Source organism: Pseudomonas sp. (genome assembly GCF_030684895.1).
GTDB lineage: Bacteria > Pseudomonadota > Gammaproteobacteria > Pseudomonadales > Pseudomonadaceae > Aquipseudomonas.
On record NZ_JAUXXP010000090.1, the window covers coordinates 101167 to 126037 of the forward strand.

The following is a 24871-nucleotide window of genomic DNA, read 5'->3' on the forward strand; positions in this document are numbered from 1 at the left end:
ATGCACAGATCAACCTCAAACCGCTGGATGCTCTATGCCTGCACGCTCGCACTGAGCCTATCCAGCCTCACTGCCAGCGCTGGCGAAGGCGGCCTGTACGCACCCAACGCGCCCAAGGGCTCGACCTTTATTCGCGGCTACAACGCCAGCAACAGCGAGCAGAACTTCAGCGTCGGCAACACCGAGCTGAACGACATTGCGCCACTGGCCTCCAGTGACTTCAGCTTTCTTCCGGCCGGCAGCTACAGCGCCCAGGTCGGCAGCAACAGCCTGCCGGTAAAGCTCGAAGCCGAGCATTTCTACACCCTGGTCAGCCAGGTCGGCGAGCCGCCCAAACTGGTGGCCGAGGCGCCCTTCAATAACAAGCGCAAGGCGTTGCTGCGGGTGCAGAACCTCTCGGACAGCACCCTCAGCCTGAAAACTGCCGACGGCAAGCCAGTGGTCGACGCCGTAGCGCCGGACGCCAACGGCCAGCGCGAAGTCAACCCGGTCAAGATCAGCCTGGCGCTGTTCGACGGCGAGCGCAAAGTCAGCGACCTCAAGCCCGTCACCCTGGCCCGTGGCGAAGTGGTGTGCCTGTACATCACCGGCAGCGGCAAGGCGCTCTCACCGGTGTGGGTCAAGCGCCCGGCAAAAACCGACTGAATAGCCTGACAAGTACAAGTGCTGGCGATGACCAGCACAGCAAAGCAGCGCCTGCAGTGGCAGACGTTTTGGAGTGATCCCCCAGCGCCGTACGACAGCCTGGGTAACAGGGCAGATCCGGCCTTGGCCGGCAGACCTACCAAACCAAAAGTGCTTTAGGAGTACATGCAATGATTCCAGTAATTCTCTCCGGCGGTAGCGGTTCGCGACTTTGGCCGCTCTCGCGCAAACAGTATCCCAAGCAGTTTCTCGCCCTTACCGGCAGCGACACGCTGTTCCAGCAAACCATCAAGCGTTTGCGCTTCCCGGGCATGCAAGCGCCGGTGCTGGTGTGCAATCTGGAGCACCGCTTTATCGTGCAGGAGCAGCTCAACAGCCAACATCTGGAAACCCAGACCATTCTGCTGGAACCCTTTGGCCGCAACACCGCGCCAGCTGTGGCCATCGCCGCCATGCAGTTGCTCGCCGAGGGCCGCGATGAGCTGCTGCTGATCCTCCCCGCCGACCATGTACTGAGCGATCAGCAGGCCTTCCAGACGGCGCTGCAACTCGCCAGCCGGGCGGCGGAGAAAGGCGAAATGGTGCTGTTCGGCATCCCCGCCAGCCGCCCGGAAACCGGCTACGGCTATATCAAGTCCGTCGCGGACCCGGCCTTGCCCGAGGGCATCATTCGCGTTGCGCAATTCGTCGAAAAACCCGATGAGGATCGTGCCCGCCAGTTCGTTGCCAGCGGCGACTACTACTGGAACAGCGGCATGTTCCTGTTCCGCGCCAGCCGTTACCTCGAAGAGCTGAAAAAGCACGATGCCGACATCTACGACACCTGCCTGCTGGCGCTCGAGCGCAGCCAGATCGACGGCAGCCAGGTGACCATCGATGCCGCCACCTTCGCCTGCTGCCCGGACAACTCCATCGACTACACGGTGATGGAAAAAACCACCCGTGCCTGTGTGGTGCCGCTGGATGCTGGCTGGAACGATGTCGGCAGCTGGTCCTCAATCTGGGACGTACACCCCAAGGATCAGCACGGCAACGTGCTGTCCGGCGATGTGGTGATACACGACAGCCACAACTGCCTGGTGCACGGCAACGGCAAGCTGGTCTCGGTGATCGGCGTGCAAGACATCGTGGTGGTAGAAACCAAAGACGCCACCATGATCGTGCACAAGGACCGCGTGCAGGACGTCAAGGCCATGGTCAACCAGCTCGATGCCGACGGCCGCAGCGAAACCCAGAACCACTGCCAGGTCTATCGCCCGTGGGGCTCCTATGACTCGGTGGACATGGGCGGGCGTTTCCAGGTCAAGCACATCACGGTCAACCCCGGCGCCACCCTCTCCCTGCAGATGCACCACCACCGCGCCGAGCATTGGATCGTGGTTTCTGGCACGGCCGAGGTGACCTGTGATGACAAGGTGTTCCTGCTCACCGAAAACCAGTCCACCTACATCCCCATGACCTCGGTGCACCGCCTGAGCAACCCCGGCAAAATCCCCCTGGAAATCATCGAAGTGCAATCGGGCAGCTACCTGGGTGAAGACGACATCCAGCGCCTGGATGATGTCTATGGCCGCAGCCAAACCCCAACCCTCAGCCTCGCCGCAGGTTGACGCATAACCGCCAGCCCTGAACATGGGCTGGCGGGTCAAAGCATGTACCCCACCGCCCGGCCTTGTGTAGGATGAACGCCTGTTTATCGACCAAGGCCATTTTCCCCCATGCTATTTGGCGCAATCCTGGTATTGAGCTGGCTGATCCTGTTGATCCGCTACCCGAGCAAGGCGCTACCGGTTTCCCTCGCCGCGCTGATAGGCCTGGGCCTGGTCACCAGCTGGGTGCTCTGGCAGGAAAGCCGTGAGAATCGCCACCTGGCGTACCTCGAATTACGCCTCGACTATGCCCCCGACAGTTGCCCGGCGGATCGCCCGCTGGCCCTCAACCTGAAAAACGGCAGTGAAGCGGCTCTACTTGAACTGCAATGGCAAATAGCCGCCTACCGACCTGGTGACAGGGTCAATCTGGCCGAGCGTCTGTATGAAACCCCACGCTACAGCGGCCCGGGTGAACTGCTACCGGGCGCCGAATGGCAAAGCTGCCTGCCACTGCCCACCCTGCGCAGCGGCTACCGTGCCAGCACCCTGAAGTTTCGCGCCGAGCGCCTGCAAGGCAGCTTCAGCCGTTGAGCGTTGCCCCATGAAAACAACAAGGAAAGCTGCATGACCCAGCCCAGCGTACTGATCACCGGATGTTCCAGCGGCATTGGTCGCGCCCTGGCCGAGGTATTCCAGCAGGCCGGTTATCAGGTCTGGGCCACGGCGCGCAAAGCTGAGGACCTCACAGCACTGAGCGAAGCCGGCTTTAACGCCGTGCAGTTGGACGTCAACGATGGCTTGGGCCTGGGTCAGTTGGCCGAACGCCTGAAAGCTGAAATCGGCGGCCTCGACGTGCTGATTAATAACGCCGGTTACGGGGCTATGGGGCCGCTGCTCGATGGCGGTGTTGAGGCCATGCGCAAACAGTTTGAAACCAACGTGTTCTCGCTGATCGGCGTAACCCGCGCACTGTTCCCGCTGCTGCGGCAGAACAAAGGCCTGGTGGTGAATATCGGCAGCGTCTCCGGCGTACTGGTCACCCCGTTTGCCGGCGCCTACTGCGCCTCCAAAGCCGCCGTGCATGCGCTGACCGACGCCCTGCGTCTGGAGCTGGCGCCCTTCGCCATCGAGGTAATGGAAGTACAGCCCGGCGCGATTGCCTCCAGCTTCGGTGCCAATGCCAGCCAGCAAGCCGAACAACTGATCGACGAAGCCTCGCCCTGGTGGCCGATCCGCGAGGGCATCCGCGCCCGCGCCAACGCCTCACAAGACAACCCCACCCCCACCAGCCACTTCGCCCGCAATCTGCTGGCGGCGGTGCAGCGCAAACGCCGTCCTAATCTGATTCGCTTGGGCAACGGCAGTCGCAGCATGCCGCTGCTCGCGGCCCTGGTGCCCAAACGTCTGCTCGAAGCTGTATTAAAGAAACGCTTCGGCCTTAACCGCAGCCTCTAGGAGTACAGGCCCATGCGCGAGCCCAGCCCCAGCAGCGTCGCGGTTACCCGCCTGGCCCTTGGCGGCGTGGTGGCGGTTGTCGTGCTCAACCTGCTGCTGCGCACCTTCGTCAAACTCGGCGGTCTGTTTACCACAGTGCTGATCGCCGCATTGGTGGCCGCCGGCATGACCCTGTGGTTCTCCTGGCGCAACCGCCGCGCGCCCCTGCAAGGCGAACGCCGCCGTCTGCTCGCACTCTACGGCGGCATCCTGGCCCTGCTCTATCTGGGTTTATTGGCAATGATGGCGCTGCAGGACGATCCCAGCCCGATGGGTTTACTGATCTTTGCCCTGCATTATTTTTGTTATCCGCTGATGGCCTGGCTGTTTCTCGCCAAGCTCTACCGCAACAGCCCGTAAACACCGCCCCCCTAACACCGCCAAGGGACTCCCTAGCCCGGATGAAATCCGGGGAACAGCGCGGGTATCGATAAAGCATCCCGGATTGCATCCGGGCTACCCTCTTGTCAGCCCAAGGATGGGTCGGGCCGCGCAGGTTGAGCAGCGCGATACCCATCATGCAAAGCACGTGACAGGTAAGTATCAGTAGTGATAACGCAGCTGCGCAATCAACAGCGCATCGCCCTCTACCCTGTAAACCATCCGATGCTCGTCATTGATACGCCGCGACCAATAGCCCGCCAGGGCGTGCTTGAGTGCCTCCGGTTTGCCGGTGCCGGCAAAGGGGCTGCGCACTACTTCCTTGATCAGGGCGTTGATGCGTTTAAGGATCTTCTTGTCGCTATCCTGCCAGTGGAGGTAGTCCTCCCAGGCCTGCTCGGCAAAGATCAGCCTCACTGCGCCAGGCTCCGCTCCTGGCCTTGGCCACTTTCCAGGCTGGCGATTGCCTCAAGCAGGCGCTTGGCATTCTTCGGCGCGCGCAGCAGGTAGGCGGTTTCCTCCAGGGCCTTGTAATCCTCAAGCGAGATCATCACCACCGACTGCTGCCGGTTGCGGGTAATGATCAACGGTTCGTGGTCTTCGCACACGCGATCCATGGTCTGCGCCAGGTTGGCGCGCACGGTGGTGTAGCTGATGGCGTCCATTGAAATACCCTCTATACATGTACGCGATACCGTACATGTATAGACCAAAGCCTGTCTAGGCTTGTTCTTTACCGCCGGGCAGCCCGTAGGATGGGTTGAGTACCGCTCCAGCCTAGCGCTTGATGGTTTTCAGCAAATCTTCCGGGGTGATATAGCCCACTGCGCCGCTTTGAGTCTGGGCGCTACCCGGCTGTGGCTGATGCAGGATATGGCCCTTCATTTTGCCGATGATGTGCATCTCGCAAGGCTTGCAGTCGAATTTCAGGGTCAGCACTTCGTCCTGATGAATCAGCTGCATATCCGAGACTTTGGTGCGCACGCCGGTGACGCCTTTGGCCTGTTTCGGACACAGGTTGAAGGAGAAGCGCAGGCAGTGTTTGGTGATCATCACCGGCACTTCACCGGCTTCTTCATGGGCCTCGTAGGCCGCGTCGATCAGCTGCACGCCATAGCGCTTGTAGAAGGTGCGAGCCTTGTCGTTGTAGACGTTGGCGAGAAACGTCAGGTGCGACTCTGGGTACACCGGCGCAGGCACGCTAACCGGCTTGCGCCCACCACGTGGATGCACCGCGACGCGGGCCTGGGTCAGCGCTTCAATGGCTTCGCGACGCAAGCTCTTGAGCTGCGAGCCGGGAATAAACGGCACGGCCTCACAGTCGATCTGCACGCCCGTGCTGTAGTACATCGTGGTACCCAGCTTGCTCAAGGTATCGGCCAGTTGTTCGCGCGATTGCTCGGCATCCTTGGCGGCGGCGAACGGCCCATTCAGGCTGACCTTGGCGACTACGCCCTCTTCGCTGCTCACGCTCAGCTGCAACTGATCACCGTGCAACGCCACTTGCCAGCTAACCGCGACGCGACGCTCGGCCGAGGTTTTCTGTAGAGCCTGTTGCCAGTTGTGATCGAGGTTGCGATTGAGCGGGTGTTGCGGGCGCACGCGGTGCATGGCCTCGGGCATTTCGTTGGGCTCGACGCGGTAGCGGTAGCGCTTCTCGCCGTCTTCGTCGAACTCGCCTTTCAGTTCGCAGATGTTGCTGCGAAAACCCACCACTTCGCGCTTGATCAGCACGTTCAAACCATCGCCATTGGACAACGGCGCGTCGGTGACGGCGATCAGATCGCGCTTGCCGACTTTCTCGACATAACCCACAGAAAGCCCGGTGAAGGTTGGCGAATCGAACGCGCCGATATCCACTTTGCGATCCGTCACGAAGTAGTCGGTGCTGCCACGGTGGAAGGTCTTGTCAGTATCCGGGGTGAAGAAGTGCTCGGTGCGACCGCTGGCCGCGCGAGCCAGGTGCGGACGCTGTTCGAGAATCGCATCCAGCTCGCGGCGGTAATGCGCGGTGATGTTCTTCACGTAACTCATGTCTTTGTAGCGCCCTTCAATCTTGAACGAGCGCACGCCGGCATCCACCAGGTAGATCAGGTTGTCGGTCTGGTTGTTGTCCTTCATCGACAACAGGTGCTTATCAAACGCTACCACGCGGCCCTGATCATCTTTCAAGGTGTACGGCAGGCGGCAGGCCTGGGAGCAGTCGCCACGGTTGGCGCTGCGCCCGTTCTGCGCGTGGGAGATGTTGCACTGCCCGGAGAACGCCACGCACAGCGCGCCGTGGATAAAGAACTCGACCGCCGAATCGACGTTCTTGCAGATAGTGCTGATCTCTTCCAGGTTCAGCTCACGGGCCAACACCAGCTGCGAGAAGCCAGCTTTGTCGAGGAAACGGGCTTTCTCCAGGGTGCGGATGTCGCACTGGGTGCTGGCGTGAATCTCGATGGGCGGCAGGTCCATCTCCATCACACCCATGTCCTGCACGATCAGCGCATCAATCCCGGCCTCGTAGAGCTGCCAGATCATCTGCCGCGCAGGCTCCAGCTCATCCTCATGCAGGATGGTGTTGAGGGTGACAAACACCCGCGCATGGAACAGATGGGCGAACTGCACCAGCTCGGCAATATCCGCCACGCTGTTGCTGGCGTTGTGCCGCGCGCCAAAGCCGGGCCCGCCGATATACACCGCATCGGCGCCATGCAGGATGGCTTCCTTGGCAATGGCGGTATCGCGCGCGGGGCTGAGCAGTTCGAGGTGGTGCTTGGGCAGGGACATGGCGTGGGCATCGGGGCAGTCAATCAAGCCGGGCATTTTACTCTTAAATGAGGGTCTGTTCCCGTTTCATTCGCGGGCGCGCCGGAGCCTGCTTTTGCGCGAGGCAAGGCACGAGGAGCGCGGTTTGGTTGTTCCAAATAAGCGACGAGAAACGCTGCATCGCGCAAAAGCAGGCCCGGCCCGTAGGGTTGCGCGGGAAATGGCCCCCGCTGTTGTTGCAGGACTTGCCAAGGGAACACCATTACCTGCGTCCTGCGCCTAATCGGGGGCCATTTCTCGCAGCAACGCGCCTCGCGAATGAAACGGGAACAGACCCTGCTGTCTGTGCCCGCTGAGCAGCCACCCAATTACTGTATGGGCATACAGACAAAAGCCCGCGTAGAATTGGCTGATCAAATTCAGTCGAGAATGGCGCGGTGGACTTACAACAGGGCTTTCTGCTGACCCGACACTGGCGTGATACGCCGGCCGGGACGCAGGTGGAGTTCTGGCTGGCCACCGACCACGGCCCGCGCCATATCCGCTTGCCGCTGCAACCCTCGGTGGCGTTTATCCCGGCCGAGCAACGCGCCCAGGCCGAGGCGCTATTGGCCAATGAAAGCGGCGTTGAGCTGCGCCCGCTGGCGCTCAAGGACTTTCAGCAACGCCCGGTGCTGGGCCTGTATTGCCAGCAGCATCGCCAGTTGATCGAGCTCGACAAACGCCTGCGCCGCGCTGGCGTAACGGTGTACGAGGCCGATGTGCGCCCGCCAGAGCGCTACCTGATGGAGCGCTTTATCACCGCGCCGGTGCTGTTCGCCGGCACGCCTGATGCAGCTAACCCGCCCCTGCTGCTGGACGCGCAGATCAAACCCTGCGCGGATTACCGCCCAACGCTCAAGCTGGCATCGCTGGATATCGAAACCAATGCCTTCGGCGAGCTGTACTCGATTGCCATCGAAGGCTGCGGCCAGCGCAACGTGTATATGCTCGGCCGCGCGCCGGAACAGCCGCCAGAGATAGATTTTCAGCTGGAGTACTGCGTCAGCCGTGAACAGTTGCTCGAACGCCTGAATCAGTGGATGGCCGAACATGATCCAGATGCTCTTATCGGCTGGAACCTGGTGCAATTCGACCTGCGCGTGCTGCACGAACACGCTCGCCGCCTGGCCATCCCGCTGCGTCTGGGCCGCGATGGCAGTGAGATGCAGTGGCGCGAGCATGGCAGCGGCAACGGCCACTTCTTCGCCGATGCAGCGGGCCGCTTGATTATCGACGGCATCGAAACGCTGCGCTCGGCGACCTGGAGCTTCCCCTCGTTCAGCCTGGAAAACGTTGCGCAAACCCTGCTCGGCGAAGGTAAGGATATTTCCACGCCCTACCAGCGCATGGACGAAATCGACCGCATGTTCCGCGAGGACAAACCCGCCCTGGCGCGCTACAACCTGCGCGACTGCGAGCTGGTGACGCGCATCTTCGGCAAGACCGGCATCCTCGACTTCCTCTTGGAGCGCGCCACCGTTACCGGCCTGCCCGCCGACCGTAACGGCGGCTCGGTGGCGGCCTTCGAGCATCTGTATATGCCGCTGATGCACCGTCGCGGTTTTGTTGCGCCGAACCTCGGTGACAACCCGCCGCAGGCCAGCCCCGGCGGTTTTGTCATGGACTCGCAGCCAGGGCTATACGAGTCGGTACTGGTGCTCGACTACAAGAGCCTGTATCCGTCGATTATCCGCAGCTTTCTAATCGACCCGGTGGGACTGATCGAAGGCCTGCGCCAGCCGGATGACGTCCACTCGGTGCCGGGCTTTCGCGGCGCACGCTTCTCGCGCAGCGAGCATTGCCTGCCAGCGATTGTCGAACGCGTGTGGCAGGGCCGCGAAGCCGCCAAACGCGAGCACAACGCGCCACTGTCGCAGGCGCTGAAGATCATCATGAACGCCTTCTACGGCGTGCTCGGTTCCAGCGGTTGCCGCTTCTTCGACACCCGCCTGGCCTCCTCCATCACCCTGCGCGGCCACGAAATCATGGCCCGCACCCGTGCGCTGATCGAGGCCGAAGGCTACGCGGTGATCTACGGCGACACCGACTCCACCTTTGTCTGGCTGCAACGCCTGCATGACGAAGCCGATGCAGCGCAGATCGGCCGCGCTCTGGTGGCCAAGGTCAATGCCTGGTGGGCTGAACATCTACAGAGCGAGTACGGCCTGAGCAGCGCCCTGGAACTGCAATACGAAACCCACTACAGCCGCTTTCTGATGCCGACTATTCGCGGTGCCGAAGAAGGCAGCAAAAAGCGCTATGCCGGGATGATCAGCCGCGCCGACGGCAGCCACGAAATGGTCTACAAAGGCCTGGAAACCGTACGCAGCGATTGGTCGCCGCTGGCTCAGCAGTTTCAGCGCGAGCTGTATGAACGGATTTTCCTCAACCAGCCCTACCAGGGGTATATCCGCGACTATGTCGAACGCACCCTGAATGGCGAGCTGGATGAGCTGCTGGTCTACCGCAAGCGCCTGCGTCGCACACTCACCGACTACGAACGCAACGTGCCGCCGCATGTGCGCGCCGCGCGCCTGGCCGACGAATACAACGCCGCCCACGGCCGGCCGCTGCAATACCAACGCGGCGGCTGGATCAGTTACGTAATAACCACCGCCGGCCCGCAACCGCTGGAAGCACGTAACGCCGCCATCGATTACGACCACTACCTGACCCGCCAATTACAGCCGGTGGCCGATGCCATCCTGCCGTTTGTCGATGACGACTTCGCCACGTTGATTGGTGGGCAGTTGGGCTTGTTTTGAGGATGACGCTCCCCCACCCTGGAACCCAAGTCGCAGCGCAAGGCCCTTGTAGGGTGGGTTAGCGCCGCCATGCCAGGTTATCCCAAAAGCACAGAAGAACAGACGCGGCGCGTAACCCACCAAGCGGTATTGGATAAACCAAAGCTGGTGGGTTACGGGGCGCACAACTACTGCGGCGTCCACCCGATCAAGGTCAACGCCCCTAACCCACCCTACCCGGTTACCCGGCTAAAATTCTTCCCTTCAACCGTCAGGACGACATCGTATGCTGCACATCCTCGCCGTCGCCAACTACCGCTCAATCAACACTCTGGTGCTGCCATTGGGCAGGCTCAACCTGGTGACCGGGGCCAATGGCAGCGGCAAGTCGAATCTCTATCGCGCCCTGCGCCTGCTGGCGGAAACCGCCCAGGGCGGCGTGGTCAATGCTCTGGCCCGTGAAGGCGGGCTGGACTCCACCTTCTGGGCAGGACCGGAAACCATCAGCCGGCGCATGCTCAGCGGCGAGGTGCCAGTGCAAGGCGGCCCACGCAAGGAGGCCAAGCGTCTGCGTCTGGGTTTTGCTGGCGATGACTTCAGCTATGCCATTTCCCTCGGGCTGCCGGAGCCAAGTCTGTCCGCCTTCGCGCTGGACCCCGAGATCAAGCGTGAATGCATCTGGGCCGGAGCCAGCTATCGCCCCGCCTCACTGCTGGTGGATCGCGCCGGGCCGATGGTGCGTATACGGGAAGGGCGCAGCTGGCAGGTGATGGCTCAGCATCTGCCGAGTTTCGATAGCCTGTTCGATCAGATCGGCAATGACCCCGCCTGCCCGGAAGTGTTCCAGCTGCGCGAACATATCCGCCGTTGGCGTTTCTACGATCACTTTCGCAGCGATGCCGAAGCGCCTGCGCGCCTGCCGCAACTGGGTACCCGCACCCCGGTGCTGCACCACGACGGCCGTGACCTGGCGGCGGCGTTGCAGACCATTCGTGAAATCGGTGACCCGGCTGCGCTGGATGCGGCAATCAGTGATGCGTTCCCTGGCGCACGGCTGCGCATCGATATGCAGACCGGAGGACGCTTTGCCGTAGAGTTGCAACAAGAAGGATTGCTGCGGCCCTTATCAGCCAGCGAACTGTCGGACGGCACCCTGCGTTATCTGCTGCTGGTCGCCGCCCTGCTAACGCCCAGACCACCATCCTTGATGGTGCTGAACGAGCCGGAAACCAGCCTGCACCCCGACCTGCTGCCCGCCCTCGGCCGGCTGATTATCGCAGCCTCGCAACGCACCCAGGTCTGGGTGGTGTCACATGCCAGCCGCCTGATCGCCACCCTGGAGCAACACCCTGAGTGCAACGCCATCGTCCTGGAAAAAAAGCTGGGGCAAACCGTGATTCAGGGTCAGGGCATGCTCGATGAACCGGCCTGGAAGTGGCCGAGTTAACCCTTGGCGGTCAGGGCCGTTCGTAGGGTGGATGACGCTTCACCCGTCCACCGCTTGCGATCCCATGGTGGATGATAAAAGCGTCATCCACCCTACGCCTCACGCACCACTGCCATTGGCATGGCTTTAGGTTTACGAAACACCAGCACGTTACCCAGCATCACCAGCACCAGGCCGAACAGCGCCGGCGCCGTCCATTGATAGCCCTCGGCAAACACCGAGATATTCAGCGCCACCACCGGGAACAGTACGGTGCAGTAGGCCGCGCGCTCCGGGCCCATGCGTCCGACCAGGGTCAGGTAAGCGGTAAAGCCGATCACCGAACCGGGAATCGCCAGATACAGCAGAGTGCCGACGTAACGAGTATTCCACTCGAAACCGAACGGCGTGCCGCTGACCAGACAGATCGCCACCAGCATCAACGCGCCATACAGCATGCCCCAGGCATTGGTGGTCAGCGGCTTGAGGCCGGCCTTCTGCTGCAGGCTGGAGAGCATATTGCCGGCTGAGAAACACAGGGTGCCGATCAATGCCAGACCGATGCCCAGCAGGGTTTCGTGGCTGGCCTCCTGCCCGGCCAACTCAGGCCAGAACAACAAGGCCAGACCGCCAAGCCCTAGCGCACCACCGGCCAGAACATTGGCGGCGATCTTCTGCTTGAAGAACAGCCGCGCGTTGATTGCATTCCACAGCGTTGCAGTGGAAAAGATCACCGCCACCAGGCCGCTCGGTATCCACTGGCTGGCGGTGTAGAAGCACATAAAGTTGATGCAGAACAGACACAGCCCCTGCACCAGGCAGATCAGTTGACCGCGCTTATCGAGTTTCTGCAGGCGGCCGCTAAGCAGCAGCACGGCGAACAGCACGGCAGCCGCCAGGGCAAAGCGGTAGGCAATGGACGCGGCAATCGCTACTTCGCCCAGTTGCAGCTTAAGGGCGATCCAGGTGGTGCCCCAGATCAGTACGGTCAACAGATAGAGCGACAGGTTCATCAACAGACTCCCGGTAGATGGTTGAGAGTCTGCGCCTGATCAGGCCTGGCGCTCTTGCATAAACTTGCGCTTTTTAACTACCCAGCGCGCTTTTGTAGGTTGGGTGAGTGGCGCAATTGACAACGCATCAACACATTGCCCGCGCCTGCCCCCCGTTAAAGTCTTGCCCACATACTTGTAGGAGCGGACTTGTCCGCGATGCTTTTGGGGTGACGTCGATTCGCGGGCAAGGACTAGGCGTCCCCACCGTTCCTACAAGAGCTGGGTAGGCCGATGCCGAGGTAGCCCAATGGAGATCAACGCCGCCAGCAGCACAAAGCCCGAGGACACCCACAAGCAGGCTTCCAAGCCATAGGCCTGATACACCCAGCCCGACAGCAGCGTGCCGATCAACCGGCCGGCGGCGTTGGACATGTAATAGAAGCCGACATCCAGCGACACGCCATCTTCCTTGGCGTAGCTGACAATCAGGTAGCTGTGCAGCGAGGAGTTCACCGCAAACAGCGCGCCGAACAGCATCAGCCCGCCAAGCAAGATCCACTGCGCTGGTAAATCACTGTTCAGACCCAGGGCAATTGCAGCGGGCAACCCGGCCAGCACGGCAGCCCAGGCGAATGCCGCGCGGCCATCCGGTAACTGGCCGCTGGCCTTGCCAGTGATGGCCGGGGCGAAGGACTGCACCATGCCGTAGCCGATCACCCAGGCCGCGAGAAAGCCGCCGACCATCCAGAAATCCCAACCAAACACACTGGACAGATACACCGGCAGCGCAACGACAAACCACACATCGCGGGCACCGAATAAGAACAAGCGTGCGGCTGACAGGATATTGATCGCCCGGCTCTTGGACAAAATATCGCGAAACTTTGGCTTGGCTTTCGCCTTGCCCAGATCCTTTTTCAGCAGCAACAGGCTGGCCAGCCAGATCAGCGCCAGCACCGCCGCCATGGCCAGCACTGCGCCAGTGAACCCGAGCAGCGCCAGCAACGCGCCACCCATAAAGAAACCCACGCCCTTCAGCGCATTCTTCGAGCCGGTCAGGATCGCCACCCACTTGTAGAGCGTGCCCTGCTGACTGTCCGGCACCAGCAGCTTGATCGAGCTCTTGGCGCTCATCTTGTTCAGGTCTTTGGCGATACCGGACAGCGCCTGCGCGCCCATCACCCAGGGAATCGTCAGCCAGGCCGCCGGCACGGTGAGCATCAGCAAGGCCGCCACTTGCAGGCCCAAGCCGATATTCATAGTGCGATTAAGCCCCAGCCGCGCACCCAGGTAACCGCCGACCAGGTTGGTGACCACACCGAAAATCTCATAGAACAGAAACAGCGCGGCGATCTGCAGCGGCGTGTAACCCAGGCTGTAAAAATGCAGCACCACCAACATGCGCAAGGCGCCGTCGGTGAGGGTAAAAGCCCAGTAGTTGCCGGTTACCAGCAGGTATTGGCGCACGTCGGGGGCTAGGCGGGATAAGGCGTGCATCGGAGAATCCTGTTGTGCCGCACGACGTTAGTGGTGGATGTCGCCACAGGCTTTTGTAGGAGCGGGCTTGCCCGCGATGGCAACACCAGAGATCCATCGTGGCCAATAACTAGGCGTTCCCGCCGCTCCTACAGACCCGTGGTTAACCCACCATCCGCGCCAACTCCACCGCGCGGTTGGCGTAGCCCCATTCGTTGTCGTACCAGGCGTAGAGCTTCACCTGGGTGCCGTTGACCACCATGGTCGACAACGCATCGATAATCGAAGAGCGCGGGTCGGTGCGGTAGTCGATGGACACCAGCGGACGTTCCTCATAACCGAGGATGCCCTTGAGCGGACCGTCAGCGGCAGCTTTAAGCAGTGCGTTGACCTCCTCCACCGTAGTGGCGCGCTGCACCTCAAATACGCAATCGGTCAGCGAGGCGTTGGCCAGCGGTACGCGCACGGCGTGGCCATTCAGCTTGCCGCGTAGCTCGGGGAAGATCTCAGCAATCGCCGTGGCCGAACCGGTGCTGGTGGGGATCAGGCTCATGCCACTGGCCCGCGCCCGGCGCAGGTCCTTATGCGGCGTATCGAGAATGCTTTGGGTGTTGGTCAGGTCGTGAATGGTGGTGATCGAGCCGTGGCGAATACCGAGATTTTCGTGGATCACCTTGACCACCGGGGCCAGACAATTGGTGGTGCAGGACGCCGCGGTGACGATGCGGTGCTGCGCCGGGTCGAATAGCTGCTGGTTGACGCCCATCACGATATTCAGCGCGCCCGGCTCTTTCACCGGTGCGCAGACCACCACGCGTTTCACGCCTTGGTCGAGATAGGCCTGCAGCACCGCGACGGTTTTCATTTTGCCGCTGGCCTCGATCACCAGATCGCAGCCCGACCAGTCGGTGTCGGCGATAGTCTTGTTGGCCGTGACCTGGATACGTTTGCCGTCGATCAGCACGCACTCGCCTTCGCTGCTCGCCTCGCTATTCCAGCGGCCATGCACCGAGTCGAAATTCAGCAGGTGGGCGTGGGTCGGCGCGTCGCCAGCCGGATCATTGATCTGCACAAACTCGAACTCCGGCCAGCCCCAGGCAGCGCGCAGCGCCAGACGACCGATACGACCAAAACCGTTGATACCTACTTTGATAGCCATGAATAAACTCCCTCTAGAACGTGGTTAGGTGCCACGCGGCGCAAACATAATGATCGCCATGCCGAGCAGGGCCACAGCGGCGCCCAGCAGGTCCCAATGGCTCGGGCGAATGCCGTCCACCAGCCATAGCCAGATAATCGCCATCGCCACATACACCCCGCCGTAAGCGGCATACACCCGCCCGGCGGCGGTCGGGTGCAGGGTCAGCAGCCAGGCAAATAACGCCAGGGCGGCGGCGGCCGGCACCAGCAGCCAGATGCTTTTGCCCTGCTTGAGCCACAGGTACGGCAGGTAGCAGCCGATGATCTCGGCCAGTGCCGTGAGGGCGAAAAGCCCGATGGTGTTAAGCATGCTGACCTCAATAGCCGACCTGCAGTCGGCCCGGATGCGTGTGGAGGGTTGAAGGCTTGAGCCTTAAATGGATGCCTGATTAACCCTCTTGCTGAGCTGTTCAGCCGATTCCTTGCGCTCGGAATAACGGTCCACCAGATAGTCCGTTTGGCCGCGCAGCAACAGGGTGAACTTGACCAGCTCCTCCATCACGTCGACCACGCGGTCGTAATAAGCCGAAGGCTTCATCCGCCCGGCGTCGTCAAATTCGAGGAAGGCCTTGGCCACCGAAGACTGATTGGGGATGGTGAACATGCGCATCCAGCGCCCCAGCACGCGCATCTGGTTTAGCGCATTAAAGGATTGCGAACCGCCGCTAACCTGCATCAGCGCCAGGGTCTTGCCCTGGGTCGGGCGCACCGCGCCCATGCTCAGGGGAACCCAGTCGATCTGCGATTTGAACACCCCGGTCATCGCGCCATGGCGCTCCGGCGAGCACCAGACCATGCCCTCGCTCCACAGCACCCGCTCACGCAGCTCCTGCACCTTGGGGTGATCCTCGGGGGCGTCGTCCGGCAGCGGCAGACCGCTGGGGTTGAAGATCCGCGCTTCGGCACCGAGTTGCTCCAGTAAACGTGCGGCTTCCTCGGTCAGCAGGCGGCTGTAGGAACGCGCCCGGTTGGAGCCGTACAGCAGCAGGATGCGTGGTTTATGGGTCACGTTGGGCTGCGCCAGCGTGTCCGCCGTAGGAATGTCCAGCAGTTCAGGGTCGATATTCGGCAGTTCGGAGGTCATGGCCTATCTCTGATAAAGGTGGCTCAGCCGCACAGGGCGGCGCGGTCCGGGCGATCACGCATGCTGTGCAGACGCAAACGATCCTCGGCCAGTTGCGGATCGTCAGCCTGGAGCACTTGCGTCAGGATCTGCCCGACCCAGGCCGGCAACTGCGGATGCAGGCGGTAATAGACCCGCTGCCCGGCGCGGCGGTCCTGCAACAGGCCGCTGCTGCGCAGCTGGGCTAAATGACGGGAGATTTTCGGCTGGCTTTCCTGCAGAGCGGCGGTCAGCTCACAGACGCACAGCTCGCCTTCCTGGGCAATTAGCTGGGTCATGCGCGCGCGGGTGTCATCGGCCAGGCACTTGAACAAGGTCACCGGCGCGAGCATCTGCAGCGGCGCCTGAGCCTTGCTCTTGACCAGTACGAACATCTTGATGCGCTCGTGGATCTGCTGCAGGCAGTGCTTGTAGGCATTCTGCTGCTGGCTGCTGGCGGGGTCCTCGAAGTCCCAGGCGATGTACTCCCCCGCTCCGGGCAAGGTGCTGCACTCGAAGGCGGACTTGTCGCACAGGGTAATTACGTAATCGAACTGCTGGCCATCGAAACTCTCCAGCGCCTTGCTGTGCAGGCCTTCCGTGCTGACGCCCAACTGCTCCAGGGCCTGGCGCGCACGTGGGTCAACCTCACCAGGCAGAGTGCCGGCGCTAAAAACCTCATAGCCTTCGGGGTCGGTATGGCGTAACAGGGCTTCAGCCATTTGCGAGCGGGCGGCATTGGCCACACAGAGAAACAGCACACGAATCTTTTGGCTCATGGGGTGATGCTCGACAAATACGATTTGGCGAATATATTGCTAACCATATATCTTGTAAACCGTATATTTATCCCGACTCAGGCCGACCCAGATCAATACCGAGCGCAGCGAGCCTGGCTAGACTCGCTGCATATTCAAGGAATTGCGCATGACCACCTCACTCGAATCCGCAGCCCACCCAGCCGTCTCGCCGCTCGGTCTGTTCGAGCGTTATCTGACGCTCTGGGTATTTCTCTGCATCATCGGCGGCACCCTGCTCGGCCTGTATGCGCCTGAGGCCGCCAAGGCTGTAGGGGCGCTGGAAATCGCCCAGGTGAATATCCCGGTGGGGCTGCTGATCTGGGTGATGATCATCCCCATGCTGATAAAGATCGACTTCAGCGCCATCGGCGAGGTCTACCAGCAGCGCGCCGGCCTGGGCGTGACCCTGAGCATCAACTGGCTGATCAAGCCGTTCACCATGGCCTTTATGGCCTGGCTGTTTCTGCGCCATGTGTTCGCCGATTGGCTACCGGCCGAGCAGATCGACAGCTACGTGGCCGGGCTGATCCTACTCGGCGCCGCGCCCTGCACCGCCATGGTGTTTGTCTGGAGCAACCTGTGTAGGGGCAACGCCAACTTCACCCTGACCCAGGTGGCGATCAACGACCTGGTAATGGTGTTCGCCTTCGCGCCCATCGTTGCCCTGCTGCTTGGCGTGTCATCGATCCCGGTACCGTGGGACACCCTGTTGCTGTCGGTGGTGATGTATATCGTTATCCCCCTGGCCATCGCCCAATTTATCCGCGCCCGTTTGCTGCGCCGGGGTGAGGCAGCGCTAGCCGCGATGCTTTCGCGTATCGGCCCGTTCTCCATCCTCGCTTTGCTCGCCACCCTGGTGCTGCTGTTCTCCTTCCAGGGTCAGACCATCGTCGCGCAACCATTGATCATCGCCATGCTGGCAGTGCCGATTCTGCTGCAAACCCTGTTTATCGCTGCGCTGGGTTACTGGATGTGCCGCCAACTCAAGGTGCGCCACGACATCGCCGGGCCGGCGGCGATGATCGGCGCATCGAACTTCTTTGAACTGGCCGTAGCCGTGGCCATCGTGCTGTACGGCTTCAATTCCGGCGCGGCGCTGGCCACGGTGGTCGGCGTACTGATCGAAGTGCCGGTGATGCTCTGGCTGGTGCGCATGGTCAATAACAGCAAGGGTTGGTACGAGCGCGCGCAGGGCTGACGGCTCGATCCCGGCGGTTAATAGCCATTCACTCGCATGCCTGGAAATGACCATCCAGAGCGGTATATGCGGTGAGTCGACAGCCTATGCCCGGCAGGCTAGCGTCAATACAGGATGCACCAGCAGCATCCGGCCTGGGTCACCGGGCCGTACCTGTAGCCTGAGGTATGCCGCATGCCCGCTCGACTTGGCCACGTGCTCGCGTTTATTGCCCTCTGCCTGATCTGCCCTGCGCTGTTGCATGCCGAAGCCAAGTGGGAGTCGCTGGACTTCATCACCGAAGAATTCCCGCCCTACAACTACACCGAAAGCGGCATCGCCCGCGGCATTACCGTGGATATTCTGCTGGAAGCGGCTGCCAGCGCCGGCCTGCCCATCGCGCGCCGGGATATTCGCTCGTTGCCCTGGGCGCGCGGCTATCAGATGGCGCGCAAAGGCCCGGGGGTGCTGCTATTTTCCATGACCCGCACCGAGGAGCGCGGACCGCAGTTCAAATGGGTCGGGCCGATCATGCCCAGCCGTATCGTGCTGCTGGCACGCAGGGATCGCCAGATACAGATCAAAAAACCGGCGGATCTCAGCACGCAGCGCATCGGCGTGATTCGTGATGATGTTGGCCATCACCTGCTCAACAGTCTGGGCATCCGCGACAACCAGCTGCAGATTTCCGCCAGCGCGATCCAGTTGGCCAACCTGCTGCATAACAGCCGCATCGACCTGTGGGCCTACGACGAAACCACCGCCTACTGGTTTATCCGCAACCTGGACATGCACAGCCACGACTTCACCCCGGTGCATGTGCTCAAGGAAAGCGCCATGTATTACGCCTTCAGCCTGGACACCGACGCGGTGCAGCTCACCCGTCTGCAGAACAGCCTGAACGCGCTCAAGCAACAGCCGCGCTACCTGGAAATTCTCGACAGCTACAAATAGCTGCGCCTTGCATAATCTTGCGCTTTTCTGCCTGCGGGGGCTGGCACGCCGGCAGGCCAGGCGTAGCATGGGGCGACGGAGGATTTATGTCGCAACTTGAGCACCTACAGGTTTTCCAGAGCATGCACAGCTCGCCCAACACCCGCCTGCACCGCAGCGCCGAGTTGGGCGACGGGCTGGCGGCGGCCGTGTGGAGCAACCGCCATGATGCCCGCGACTACCAAGCGCCCAGCCATCACACGCTGTCCTGCTACCTGGCTGGCGGTACTGGCACCTTCCGCCGCGAAAGCCCACACAACAAAGGCGCACCGGATAAGCTGTGCATCCTGCCGGCCGGACACCAGTCAGCGTGGGTGATCAACGGTGAAATCCAGCTGGCCCACCTGTATATCAGCCAGGAGCAATTCGCCCTGGCGGCCGTCAACCTGCTGGACCGTGAGCCACGGGAACTGGAACTGCGCGAAGGTACTTTTATCGATGACCCGCAGCAGGCTCAACGTTTTCGCCAGCTCAGCCAGCTGGATTGGCAGGAACCGGCCGAACGCCTGCTCAGCAGCAGCCTGGCCCATGGCCTGATCAATCACGCCCTACTGTCTCAGGTCGGCCGTCGCGAAGGCCTGCGTCTGACCGGCGGCCTGGCTCCCGTGCAGCGCCGGCGCCTGCGCGAATTTATCGACAGCCACCTGGAACAGCCGCTTAGCCTGGGCCAGTTGGCCAGCGTATGCGCGCTCTCCGAATACCACTTCGCGCGGATGTTCCAACTCAGCTTCGGCCTGCCGCCACATCGCTATGTGCTGGCGCAGCGCCTGCGCCATGGCCAGCAGCTGCTGCAGCACAGCACGCTGGCATTGGCTGAAGTGGCCCTGGCCTGCGGCTTTGCCAGCGCCAGCCATTTCAATAACCGCTTCCGCCAGGCCTTCAGCACCACGCCGGGACAATACCGCGCCGCCCTGCAACGCACCTGACCCCACGCCAAGCAGCATCAGCCCGCCGCATACCCGCCTATCAGGCAACGCAGCTTGCGCCCCGCCGTGTCTGAAAACAGCCTGCTAATCCCACGCTGGCTGTGCAAGAATCATCGGCTGCCTTCGAGAAAGCTGCCCATGCCACGATTCATCCACTCGCCTGCCCGGTGCCACTGATGGCCCTCGATATCCTGCATCTACGCCAGGAAGACTGGCGCGCGGAATTCGGCGTGGGCGATCTGCAGCGCGGCCAGGGTTATGCCGCGCAAGGCCGCAGCCGCCTGCTCAGCCTCAAGGACAGCACCCTGCTGGCCAGCTGCCGTGGCTCCGGTGCGCAAACCTATCAACAGCGCATCACCCTGCACCATTACGGCCAGGGCTGGGGCGTGACCGGCCATTGCAGCTGCCCAGTGGGCTTCAACTGCAAACACGTGGCCAGCGCCCTACTTACCCTGCAAACCCAGCAGGAACAAGGCGTCGACCTCTCGCCGCTGATCGTCAGCAGCCCGCAGGCCCGCGAAGAGTGCCTGGACAACCTGCAACCGGCCCCGGTGTTGAGCCTCGGCAGCCTGGTGCGCGTGCACTTTGATGCGCGCAAGGGCCGCATGCAGGAGCAAACCCAGCACCGCGCCGCATTGGCCTTCGATTACCAGGGCCACCTGGCATCTGGCAAACAGGGCAAAGACCTGCTGATCAAGCAGAGCGCCCAGCACAGCCTGCGCATCGTGCGTGACATCAGCGCTGAAACCCAGCTGCGCAAGCGCCTGGAGCAGACCGGCCTGCAAGTGGCGCTACGGCAGAGCGAAGCGCTACCGGAAAGCGCCGGCGAAGCCTACGAACAACCCACCGAGGCCGCCTGGCTGCAGTTTGTCCGTGAGCAATTGCCGCTGCTGCGCGAGGAAGGCTGGCAGATCCGCATGCAGCCGGACTTCCAGTTCAACCTGACACCGGTCGATGACTGGTACGCCGAAGTCGAAGAAGACCCCGAGCAGAACTGGTTCGACCTGGAGCTGGGTATCGAGGTCGAAGGCCAGCGCATCAGCCTGCTGCCGATTCTGCTGCAAGCCATCCGCCGCGCACCCTGGCTGCTCAATGGCGAAGCGCTGAACAAGCGCGATGACGATGAGGTGCTGCTGGTCAGCCTGCCGCACAACCACAAGCGCGTGGCCCTGCCGCTGGCGCGACTGAAACCGCTGCTGGCGACCCTGGGCGAGCTGTTTGTGCGCGAGCCGGGCGAATCCAACCAGCGCCTGCGCCTGTCACGTCTGGATGCCGCGCGCCTCAATCACCTGCAAGAAGGGCCGGCAATCAGCTGGCAAGGCGGCGACCAGCTGCGCGACTTCGCCGAACGCCTACAGCGCCTGGACAGCGCCACCTTACAGCCTCCTGCTGGCCTGCAAGCCGAGCTACGGCCCTATCAGCTGCAAGGCCTGGCCTGGATGCAGGGGTTGGCCGAGCTGGGAGTCGGCGGCCTGCTGGCCGATGACATGGGCCTGGGCAAAACCCTACAGACCCTCGGCCATATCCTCTGCGAGTTCAACGCCGGGCGTTTGCAGCAGCCGGCGCTGATCGTTATGCCCACCAGCCTGATTCCCAACTGGCAGGATGAAGCCGCGCGCTTCACCCCGCAGCTCAAGGTGCTGGCGCTGCACGGGCCGAAACGCCGCGCGCTGTTCAAGCAGATCGACGAGCAGCAGATCATCCTTACCACCTACGCCCTGCTGCCGCGCGATCTCAAGGCATTGAGCGCCTACCGCTACCGCCTGCTGATTCTCGACGAAGCGCAGAACATCAAGAACCCACGCAGCAAGGCCGCCGTCGCTGCCTCACAACTGCAGGCCGGACAACGCCTGTGCCTGACCGGCACGCCGCTGGAGAATCACCTGGGCGAATTGTGGTCGCTGTTCAACTTCCTCATGCCTGGCTGGCTGGGTGACAGCAAGAGTTTTACCCGCGACTACCGCACGCCGATTGAAAAGAACGCCAACCAGCAGCGCCTGACCCACCTGACCGGGCGAATCAAGCCGTTTATCCTGCGCCGTACCAAGGAGCAGGTGGCCAGCGAGCTGCCGCCGAAAACCGAAATCACCCACTGGGTCGAACTCAGCGCGGCGCAGCGCGACCGCTACGAAACCCTGCGCCTGGCCATGGACCAGAAGGTCCGCGCAGAGATTGCCCGCCAAGGCTTGGCCCGTAGCCAGATCGTGATTCTCGAAGCGCTGCTGCGCCTGCGCCAGGCCTGCTGCGACCTGCGTCTGCTCGGCGATGAAGGCGACAGCAGCCTGACCAGCGCGGATTCCGGCAAGCTCAGCGGCCTGCTGGAAATGCTTGAAGAGTTGTTTGCCGAAGGTCGGCGGGTGCTGCTGTTCTCGCAGTTCACCTCGATGCTGGCGCTGATCGAAGCCGAATTGAAGGCGCGCAACATTCCCTACGCCAAGCTCACCGGCAGCACCCAGGACCGGCGCACCCCGGTGCAGCAGTTCCAGGCTGGCGAACTGCCGATCTTCCTGATCAGCCTGAAAGCCGGTGGCTCGGGCCTGAACCTGACTGCGGCCGATACCGTGATCCACTTCGACCCCTGGTGGAACCCGGCCGCCGAAGCCCAGGCCAGCGACCGCGCCTATCGCATCGGCCAGGATAAGCCGGTGTTCGTCTACAAGCTGATCGCCCGTGGCAGCGTCGAAGAGAAGATCCAGCAGCTGCAGCAGGCCAAAGCCAACCTGGCCCGCGGCGTACTGGAAGGCGGCAGCCAGACCCAGCTGCAGCTCAGCGAAGACGACCTGCAGGCGCTGTTTGCGCCGTTAAGCGATTGAGTCGGTTTCAATCATCACTCTGGGTATCGTCTTTCTCAGCCGCATCATCGGCCGAATTGCGTTGGCGCCGTTGACCATCGGCCTGCACCGCAGGAAAGCGTGACGAGGCATAGCGCACCACAAAAATCGCCAGCGCCAGCAGCAGAATCGCCCCGGAGACCATCACCACGCCCATGTCGGGTTTATGGTTGTGCGAAATGTCGGAAATCATCAGGCGGGTCAGCGCGGTAATCGCCACATAGATCATGAAGCGGATCGGCATGTGGTTGGTCTTGAAATAGATCCCCACCATCGCCGCCAATTCCAGGTAGATAAACAGCAACAGGATGTCATCGACGGTGATATGGCCCTTCTCCAGCATGCCAAGAAAAGCCATGATCGCGGCCCAGGCGGTGATGGCGCCGATGGCGAACAGCGCCAGGTAGTGGAACGCCTCCATCAACAGATTGCCCAGCGATTCCGCCAGCCCATGCATGCGCTCGCGCATCAGCTCGGCCCAGTTTGGTTTACCCATAAAAGCTCCTAATAGATCGAAAATGACGACAGCACCGCGCGTCATCATCTAACAGTGTCAGTAGAAGAAGCTTGCGGCGGGCGAAAAAGCACCTGCAACCGCCGCGCCATGCTGGCGGCTGGCTGTTGCAGCCTGAAGAATCGGCTATGGTGTTAGCCGGCATGGCAATTGCTGCTGGCCAAATGCAGGCGAGTTCTTTATGCTCGCAACCACTGTACAAATAAACAGTTTATTGCAACCTATCAGCGTGAAGGCGTAGAGGTGATGAATGGCCGTCGAAGTGGTGTACCGCAGCAGCCGGGATTTGGAGCGTTTATTCATGGATAAAGCCGAAGCCGACCGTCATGACAAAATGCTCGAACTGGCCGAGCTGCTCACCGAGGTGCTGCAAAAAGCCGTGCCATCGCTGAATGAAGCCCAGGGTGAAGAGCTGGGGATTTATATGGCGAAGAACCGTGACATCTTCGCCAAGGCGTTCAAGAACCAGCCGGATGCCTTGAGTGAACTGAGCGAACCCGCTGCCGAGTAACCCCGGCAGCGATAAACAAAACCCCAGTCAGTGACTGGGGTTTTGTGTTTCTAGCCAATATCAACTGCGCTGTGGGAGGCGCTTTAGCGGCGAGCTTTTAATTGCTGATGTCGCGGCTAAAGCCCCTCCCACAGAGGTGGGCCCGCCCCTTCTCAGCGCCCATTCAGCCATATAACAAGCGCTCAGCAATCGCATCGGCAACCCGCGCTGGCGAGCGCTTATCGGCCTGGGCATGGCCGAATATCTCGGTCAGTCGTCGGCTGATCTGCGTCAGGTGCGCGGTGATCGCCGGCAGCGATTCGCCCTGATGCTTCAGCGCCACGTAGATCAGGCCGCCGGCATTGATCACATAATCCGGCGCATAGAGAATCCCCCGCGCCTGCAGGCTGTCGGAGATATCGGCACTGGCCAGCTGATTGTTTGCCGCCCCCGCCACCGCCGAGCAGCGCAGCTGGCCAACTGTTGTGTGGTTCAGCACGCCGCCCAGCCCGCACGGCGCGAGGATGTCGCAGGGAGTGGCGAGCAAGGCCTCGCTGGCCACCGGCCGCGCGCCAAGTTGTTCAACCGCTAGTTGCACGCGGCCGTGGTCCAGATCGCTGACCAGCAGTTCGGCGCCCGCAGCATGCAGTTGCTCGGCCAGCGCATAACCGACATTGCCCAGGCCCTGAATCGCCACCCGCAAGCCTTCCAGGTTGTCACTGCCAAGGCGCGCCAGGGCGGTGGCGCGAATACCGGTGAACACCCCCAGCGCCGTGTGCGGGGACGGGTCACCCTCGGCCGTGGTACTGGTGACATGCTGGGTGTACTGGGCGATGCAGTCCATATCGACACTGGAGGTGCCGCTGTCCATGGCGGTGATGTAGTGGCCGTTCAGCGTTTCGATAAAGCGCCCGAAAGCTTCAAACAGTGCGCCACGATTCTCGACATGCGCCGGACGAATAATCACCGCCTTGCCGCCGCCCTGTTGCAGGCCGGCCAGCGCCGCCTTGTAGCTCATGCCTTTGGCCAGGCGCAGCAAATCCTCAATCGCGCTTTGGCTGTTGGCGTAGGGTAGGTAACGGCAGCCGCCCAGCGCAGGGCCCAAGCGACTGTTGTGGATGGCGATAATGGCCTGCAGGCCAGTCAGCGGGTCCACGGCGAAGTGCAACGACTCCAGCCGGGCGGTTTCCATCATGGCGAACATGCTGTGGCTCCCGTACTGATTTGCCACTCAGTATAGGCAGTGGCGCTGCTGACACTCGCCCAGTGGTCAGTTGCATCATGGCGCC

Annotated in this window: 23 protein-coding genes; 12 read left to right on the forward strand and 11 right to left on the reverse strand. The window is 61.9% G+C overall.

What is annotated here, in order from left to right:
- From Q8M42_RS20080 to Q8M42_RS20100, 5 genes are all read left to right on the forward strand, one after another.
- Nucleotides 1–645, forward strand: coding sequence for an alginate O-acetyltransferase AlgF (locus Q8M42_RS20080; RefSeq protein ID WP_304864843.1), 645 nt, complete (start codon nt 1–3; stop codon nt 643–645).
- Nucleotides 646–815: 170 nt separating this feature from the next.
- Nucleotides 816–2255: a mannose-1-phosphate guanylyltransferase/mannose-6-phosphate isomerase gene (locus Q8M42_RS20085; RefSeq protein WP_304864845.1), complete on the forward strand. Its 1440-nt coding sequence runs from the start codon at nt 816–818 to the stop codon at nt 2253–2255.
- 108 nt (nt 2256–2363) lie between these two features.
- Complete coding sequence (locus Q8M42_RS20090; protein WP_304864847.1) at nt 2364–2828, forward strand: multidrug transporter; 465 nt, start codon at nt 2364–2366, stop codon at nt 2826–2828.
- A gap of 33 nt (nt 2829–2861) precedes the next feature.
- The gene (locus Q8M42_RS20095) at nt 2862–3692 is read left to right on the forward strand and encodes an SDR family oxidoreductase (RefSeq protein ID WP_304864849.1); all 831 of its coding nucleotides are present in this window, start codon (nt 2862–2864) and stop codon (nt 3690–3692) included.
- Between the two features lie 12 nt (nt 3693–3704).
- On the forward strand, nt 3705–4091 hold the full coding sequence (locus Q8M42_RS20100) for a hypothetical protein (RefSeq protein ID WP_304864851.1): 387 nt from the start codon (nt 3705–3707) through the stop codon (nt 4089–4091).
- A gap of 183 nt (nt 4092–4274) precedes the next feature.
- On the opposite strand, the gene Q8M42_RS20105 is transcribed toward Q8M42_RS20100, so the two are convergent.
- From Q8M42_RS20105 to Q8M42_RS20115, 3 genes are all read right to left on the reverse strand, one after another.
- On the reverse strand, nt 4275–4529 hold the full coding sequence (locus tag Q8M42_RS20105; protein WP_304864853.1) for a Txe/YoeB family addiction module toxin: 255 nt from the start codon (nt 4527–4529) through the stop codon (nt 4275–4277).
- Nucleotides 4526–4777 carry a type II toxin-antitoxin system Phd/YefM family antitoxin gene (locus Q8M42_RS20110; RefSeq protein WP_304864855.1) on the reverse strand — a complete coding sequence of 84 codons (252 nt, stop codon included), beginning with the start codon at nt 4775–4777 and terminating at the stop codon, nt 4526–4528. The genes Q8M42_RS20105 and Q8M42_RS20110 overlap by 4 nt, the downstream gene beginning before the upstream one ends.
- 112 nt (nt 4778–4889) lie before the next feature.
- Entirely contained in the window at nt 4890–6887 is a 1998-nt protein-coding gene (locus Q8M42_RS20115) for a U32 family peptidase (protein ID WP_304864915.1), read from the reverse strand.
- Nucleotides 6888–7303: 416 nt separating this feature from the next.
- On the opposite strand from Q8M42_RS20115, the gene Q8M42_RS20120 reads away from it, so the two are divergent.
- Together Q8M42_RS20120 and Q8M42_RS20125 are read left to right on the forward strand one after the other, a co-directional pair.
- Complete coding sequence (locus Q8M42_RS20120; RefSeq protein WP_304864857.1) at nt 7304–9673, forward strand: DNA polymerase II; 2370 nt, start codon at nt 7304–7306, stop codon at nt 9671–9673.
- Nucleotides 9674–9938: 265 nt separating this feature from the next.
- Nucleotides 9939–11099, forward strand: coding sequence for an AAA family ATPase (locus tag Q8M42_RS20125; RefSeq protein WP_304864859.1), 1161 nt, complete (start codon nt 9939–9941; stop codon nt 11097–11099).
- A 92-nt stretch (nt 11100–11191) separates the two neighbouring features.
- Here the strand turns inward: Q8M42_RS20125 and Q8M42_RS20130 are convergent, their stop codons facing one another.
- The 6 genes from Q8M42_RS20130 to Q8M42_RS20155 form a co-directional block, all read right to left on the reverse strand.
- Nucleotides 11192–12091, reverse strand: coding sequence for a DMT family transporter (locus Q8M42_RS20130; RefSeq protein WP_304864861.1), 900 nt, complete (start codon nt 12089–12091; stop codon nt 11192–11194).
- A 252-nt stretch (nt 12092–12343) separates the two neighbouring features.
- Nucleotides 12344–13570 (reverse strand): organoarsenical effux MFS transporter ArsJ, encoded by a 1227-nt coding sequence (arsJ, locus tag Q8M42_RS20135; protein WP_304864863.1) that lies wholly within the window; start codon nt 13568–13570, stop codon nt 12344–12346.
- A gap of 142 nt (nt 13571–13712) precedes the next feature.
- Entirely contained in the window at nt 13713–14708 is a 996-nt protein-coding gene (locus tag Q8M42_RS20140) for an ArsJ-associated glyceraldehyde-3-phosphate dehydrogenase (protein ID WP_304864865.1), read from the reverse strand.
- A gap of 24 nt (nt 14709–14732) precedes the next feature.
- The gene (locus Q8M42_RS20145) at nt 14733–15059 is read right to left on the reverse strand and encodes a YnfA family protein (protein WP_304864867.1); all 327 of its coding nucleotides are present in this window, start codon (nt 15057–15059) and stop codon (nt 14733–14735) included.
- A gap of 63 nt (nt 15060–15122) precedes the next feature.
- On the reverse strand, nt 15123–15833 hold the full coding sequence (arsH, locus tag Q8M42_RS20150) for an arsenical resistance protein ArsH (RefSeq protein ID WP_304864869.1): 711 nt from the start codon (nt 15831–15833) through the stop codon (nt 15123–15125).
- Nucleotides 15834–15856: 23 nt separating this feature from the next.
- A complete protein-coding gene (locus tag Q8M42_RS20155; RefSeq protein ID WP_304864871.1) occupies nt 15857–16630 on the reverse strand; it encodes a metalloregulator ArsR/SmtB family transcription factor in 774 nt (257 codons plus the stop codon).
- 148 nt (nt 16631–16778) lie between these two features.
- Here Q8M42_RS20155 and arsB point away from each other — a divergent pair, with 148 nt between their 5' ends.
- The 4 genes from arsB to Q8M42_RS20175 all read left to right on the forward strand — a co-directional run bounded on the left by arsB (nt 16779) and on the right by Q8M42_RS20175 (nt 22560).
- Nucleotides 16779–17849, forward strand: coding sequence for an ACR3 family arsenite efflux transporter (gene arsB, locus Q8M42_RS20160; protein ID WP_304864873.1), 1071 nt, complete (start codon nt 16779–16781; stop codon nt 17847–17849).
- 174 nt (nt 17850–18023) lie between these two features.
- Complete coding sequence (locus tag Q8M42_RS20165; RefSeq protein WP_304864875.1) at nt 18024–18782, forward strand: ABC transporter substrate-binding protein; 759 nt, start codon at nt 18024–18026, stop codon at nt 18780–18782.
- Nucleotides 18783–18868: 86 nt separating this feature from the next.
- Nucleotides 18869–19747 carry a helix-turn-helix domain-containing protein gene (locus tag Q8M42_RS20170; protein ID WP_304864877.1) on the forward strand — a complete coding sequence of 293 codons (879 nt, stop codon included), beginning with the start codon at nt 18869–18871 and terminating at the stop codon, nt 19745–19747.
- Nucleotides 19748–19923: 176 nt separating this feature from the next.
- Nucleotides 19924–22560 carry a DEAD/DEAH box helicase gene (locus tag Q8M42_RS20175; RefSeq protein WP_304864879.1) on the forward strand — a complete coding sequence of 879 codons (2637 nt, stop codon included), beginning with the start codon at nt 19924–19926 and terminating at the stop codon, nt 22558–22560.
- 7 nt (nt 22561–22567) lie between these two features.
- Here Q8M42_RS20175 and Q8M42_RS20180 read toward each other — a convergent pair whose 3' ends face one another.
- On the reverse strand, nt 22568–23074 hold the full coding sequence (locus Q8M42_RS20180; RefSeq protein ID WP_305285476.1) for a phosphate-starvation-inducible protein PsiE: 507 nt from the start codon (nt 23072–23074) through the stop codon (nt 22568–22570).
- Between the two features lie 268 nt (nt 23075–23342).
- Here Q8M42_RS20180 and Q8M42_RS20185 point away from each other — a divergent pair, with 268 nt between their 5' ends.
- Complete coding sequence (locus Q8M42_RS20185; protein WP_275960906.1) at nt 23343–23603, forward strand: YebG family protein; 261 nt, start codon at nt 23343–23345, stop codon at nt 23601–23603.
- A 163-nt stretch (nt 23604–23766) separates the two neighbouring features.
- Here the strand turns inward: Q8M42_RS20185 and Q8M42_RS20190 are convergent, their stop codons facing one another.
- Entirely contained in the window at nt 23767–24786 is a 1020-nt protein-coding gene (locus Q8M42_RS20190; RefSeq protein WP_304863052.1) for a Glu/Leu/Phe/Val dehydrogenase dimerization domain-containing protein, read from the reverse strand.
- Nucleotides 24787–24871: the final 85 nt, after the last annotated feature.

Bases quoted from the DNA above. Each gene is read 5' to 3' on its own strand.
- arsB (WP_304864873.1), top strand. From the start codon at position 16,779: ATGACCACCTCACTCGAATCCGCAGCCCACCCAGCCGTCTCGCCGCTC.
- arsJ (WP_304864863.1), bottom strand. From the start codon at position 13,570: ATGCACGCCTTATCCCGCCTAGCCCCCGACGTGCGCCAATACCTGCTG.
- Q8M42_RS20090 (WP_304864847.1), top strand. From the start codon at position 2,364: ATGCTATTTGGCGCAATCCTGGTATTGAGCTGGCTGATCCTGTTGATC.
- Q8M42_RS20080 (WP_304864843.1), top strand. From the start codon at position 1: ATGCACAGATCAACCTCAAACCGCTGGATGCTCTATGCCTGCACGCTC.
- Q8M42_RS20140 (WP_304864865.1), bottom strand. From the start codon at position 14,708: ATGGCTATCAAAGTAGGTATCAACGGTTTTGGTCGTATCGGTCGTCTG.
- Q8M42_RS20165 (WP_304864875.1), top strand. From the start codon at position 18,024: ATGCCCGCTCGACTTGGCCACGTGCTCGCGTTTATTGCCCTCTGCCTG.
- Q8M42_RS20175 (WP_304864879.1), top strand. From the start codon at position 19,924: ATGGCCCTCGATATCCTGCATCTACGCCAGGAAGACTGGCGCGCGGAA.
- arsH (WP_304864869.1), bottom strand. From the start codon at position 15,833: ATGACCTCCGAACTGCCGAATATCGACCCTGAACTGCTGGACATTCCT.
- Q8M42_RS20180 (WP_305285476.1), bottom strand. From the start codon at position 23,074: ATGGGTAAACCAAACTGGGCCGAGCTGATGCGCGAGCGCATGCATGGG.
- Q8M42_RS20130 (WP_304864861.1), bottom strand. From the start codon at position 12,091: ATGAACCTGTCGCTCTATCTGTTGACCGTACTGATCTGGGGCACCACC.
- Q8M42_RS20095 (WP_304864849.1), top strand. From the start codon at position 2,862: ATGACCCAGCCCAGCGTACTGATCACCGGATGTTCCAGCGGCATTGGT.
- Q8M42_RS20155 (WP_304864871.1), bottom strand. From the start codon at position 16,630: ATGAGCCAAAAGATTCGTGTGCTGTTTCTCTGTGTGGCCAATGCCGCC.
- Q8M42_RS20185 (WP_275960906.1), top strand. From the start codon at position 23,343: ATGGCCGTCGAAGTGGTGTACCGCAGCAGCCGGGATTTGGAGCGTTTA.
- Q8M42_RS20125 (WP_304864859.1), top strand. From the start codon at position 9,939: ATGCTGCACATCCTCGCCGTCGCCAACTACCGCTCAATCAACACTCTG.
- Q8M42_RS20190 (WP_304863052.1), bottom strand. From the start codon at position 24,786: ATGTTCGCCATGATGGAAACCGCCCGGCTGGAGTCGTTGCACTTCGCC.
- Q8M42_RS20100 (WP_304864851.1), top strand. From the start codon at position 3,705: ATGCGCGAGCCCAGCCCCAGCAGCGTCGCGGTTACCCGCCTGGCCCTT.
- Q8M42_RS20115 (WP_304864915.1), bottom strand. From the start codon at position 6,887: ATGTCCCTGCCCAAGCACCACCTCGAACTGCTCAGCCCCGCGCGCGAT.
- Q8M42_RS20145 (WP_304864867.1), bottom strand. From the start codon at position 15,059: ATGCTTAACACCATCGGGCTTTTCGCCCTCACGGCACTGGCCGAGATC.
- Q8M42_RS20170 (WP_304864877.1), top strand. From the start codon at position 18,869: ATGTCGCAACTTGAGCACCTACAGGTTTTCCAGAGCATGCACAGCTCG.
- Q8M42_RS20110 (WP_304864855.1), bottom strand. From the start codon at position 4,777: ATGGACGCCATCAGCTACACCACCGTGCGCGCCAACCTGGCGCAGACC.
- Q8M42_RS20085 (WP_304864845.1), top strand. From the start codon at position 816: ATGATTCCAGTAATTCTCTCCGGCGGTAGCGGTTCGCGACTTTGGCCG.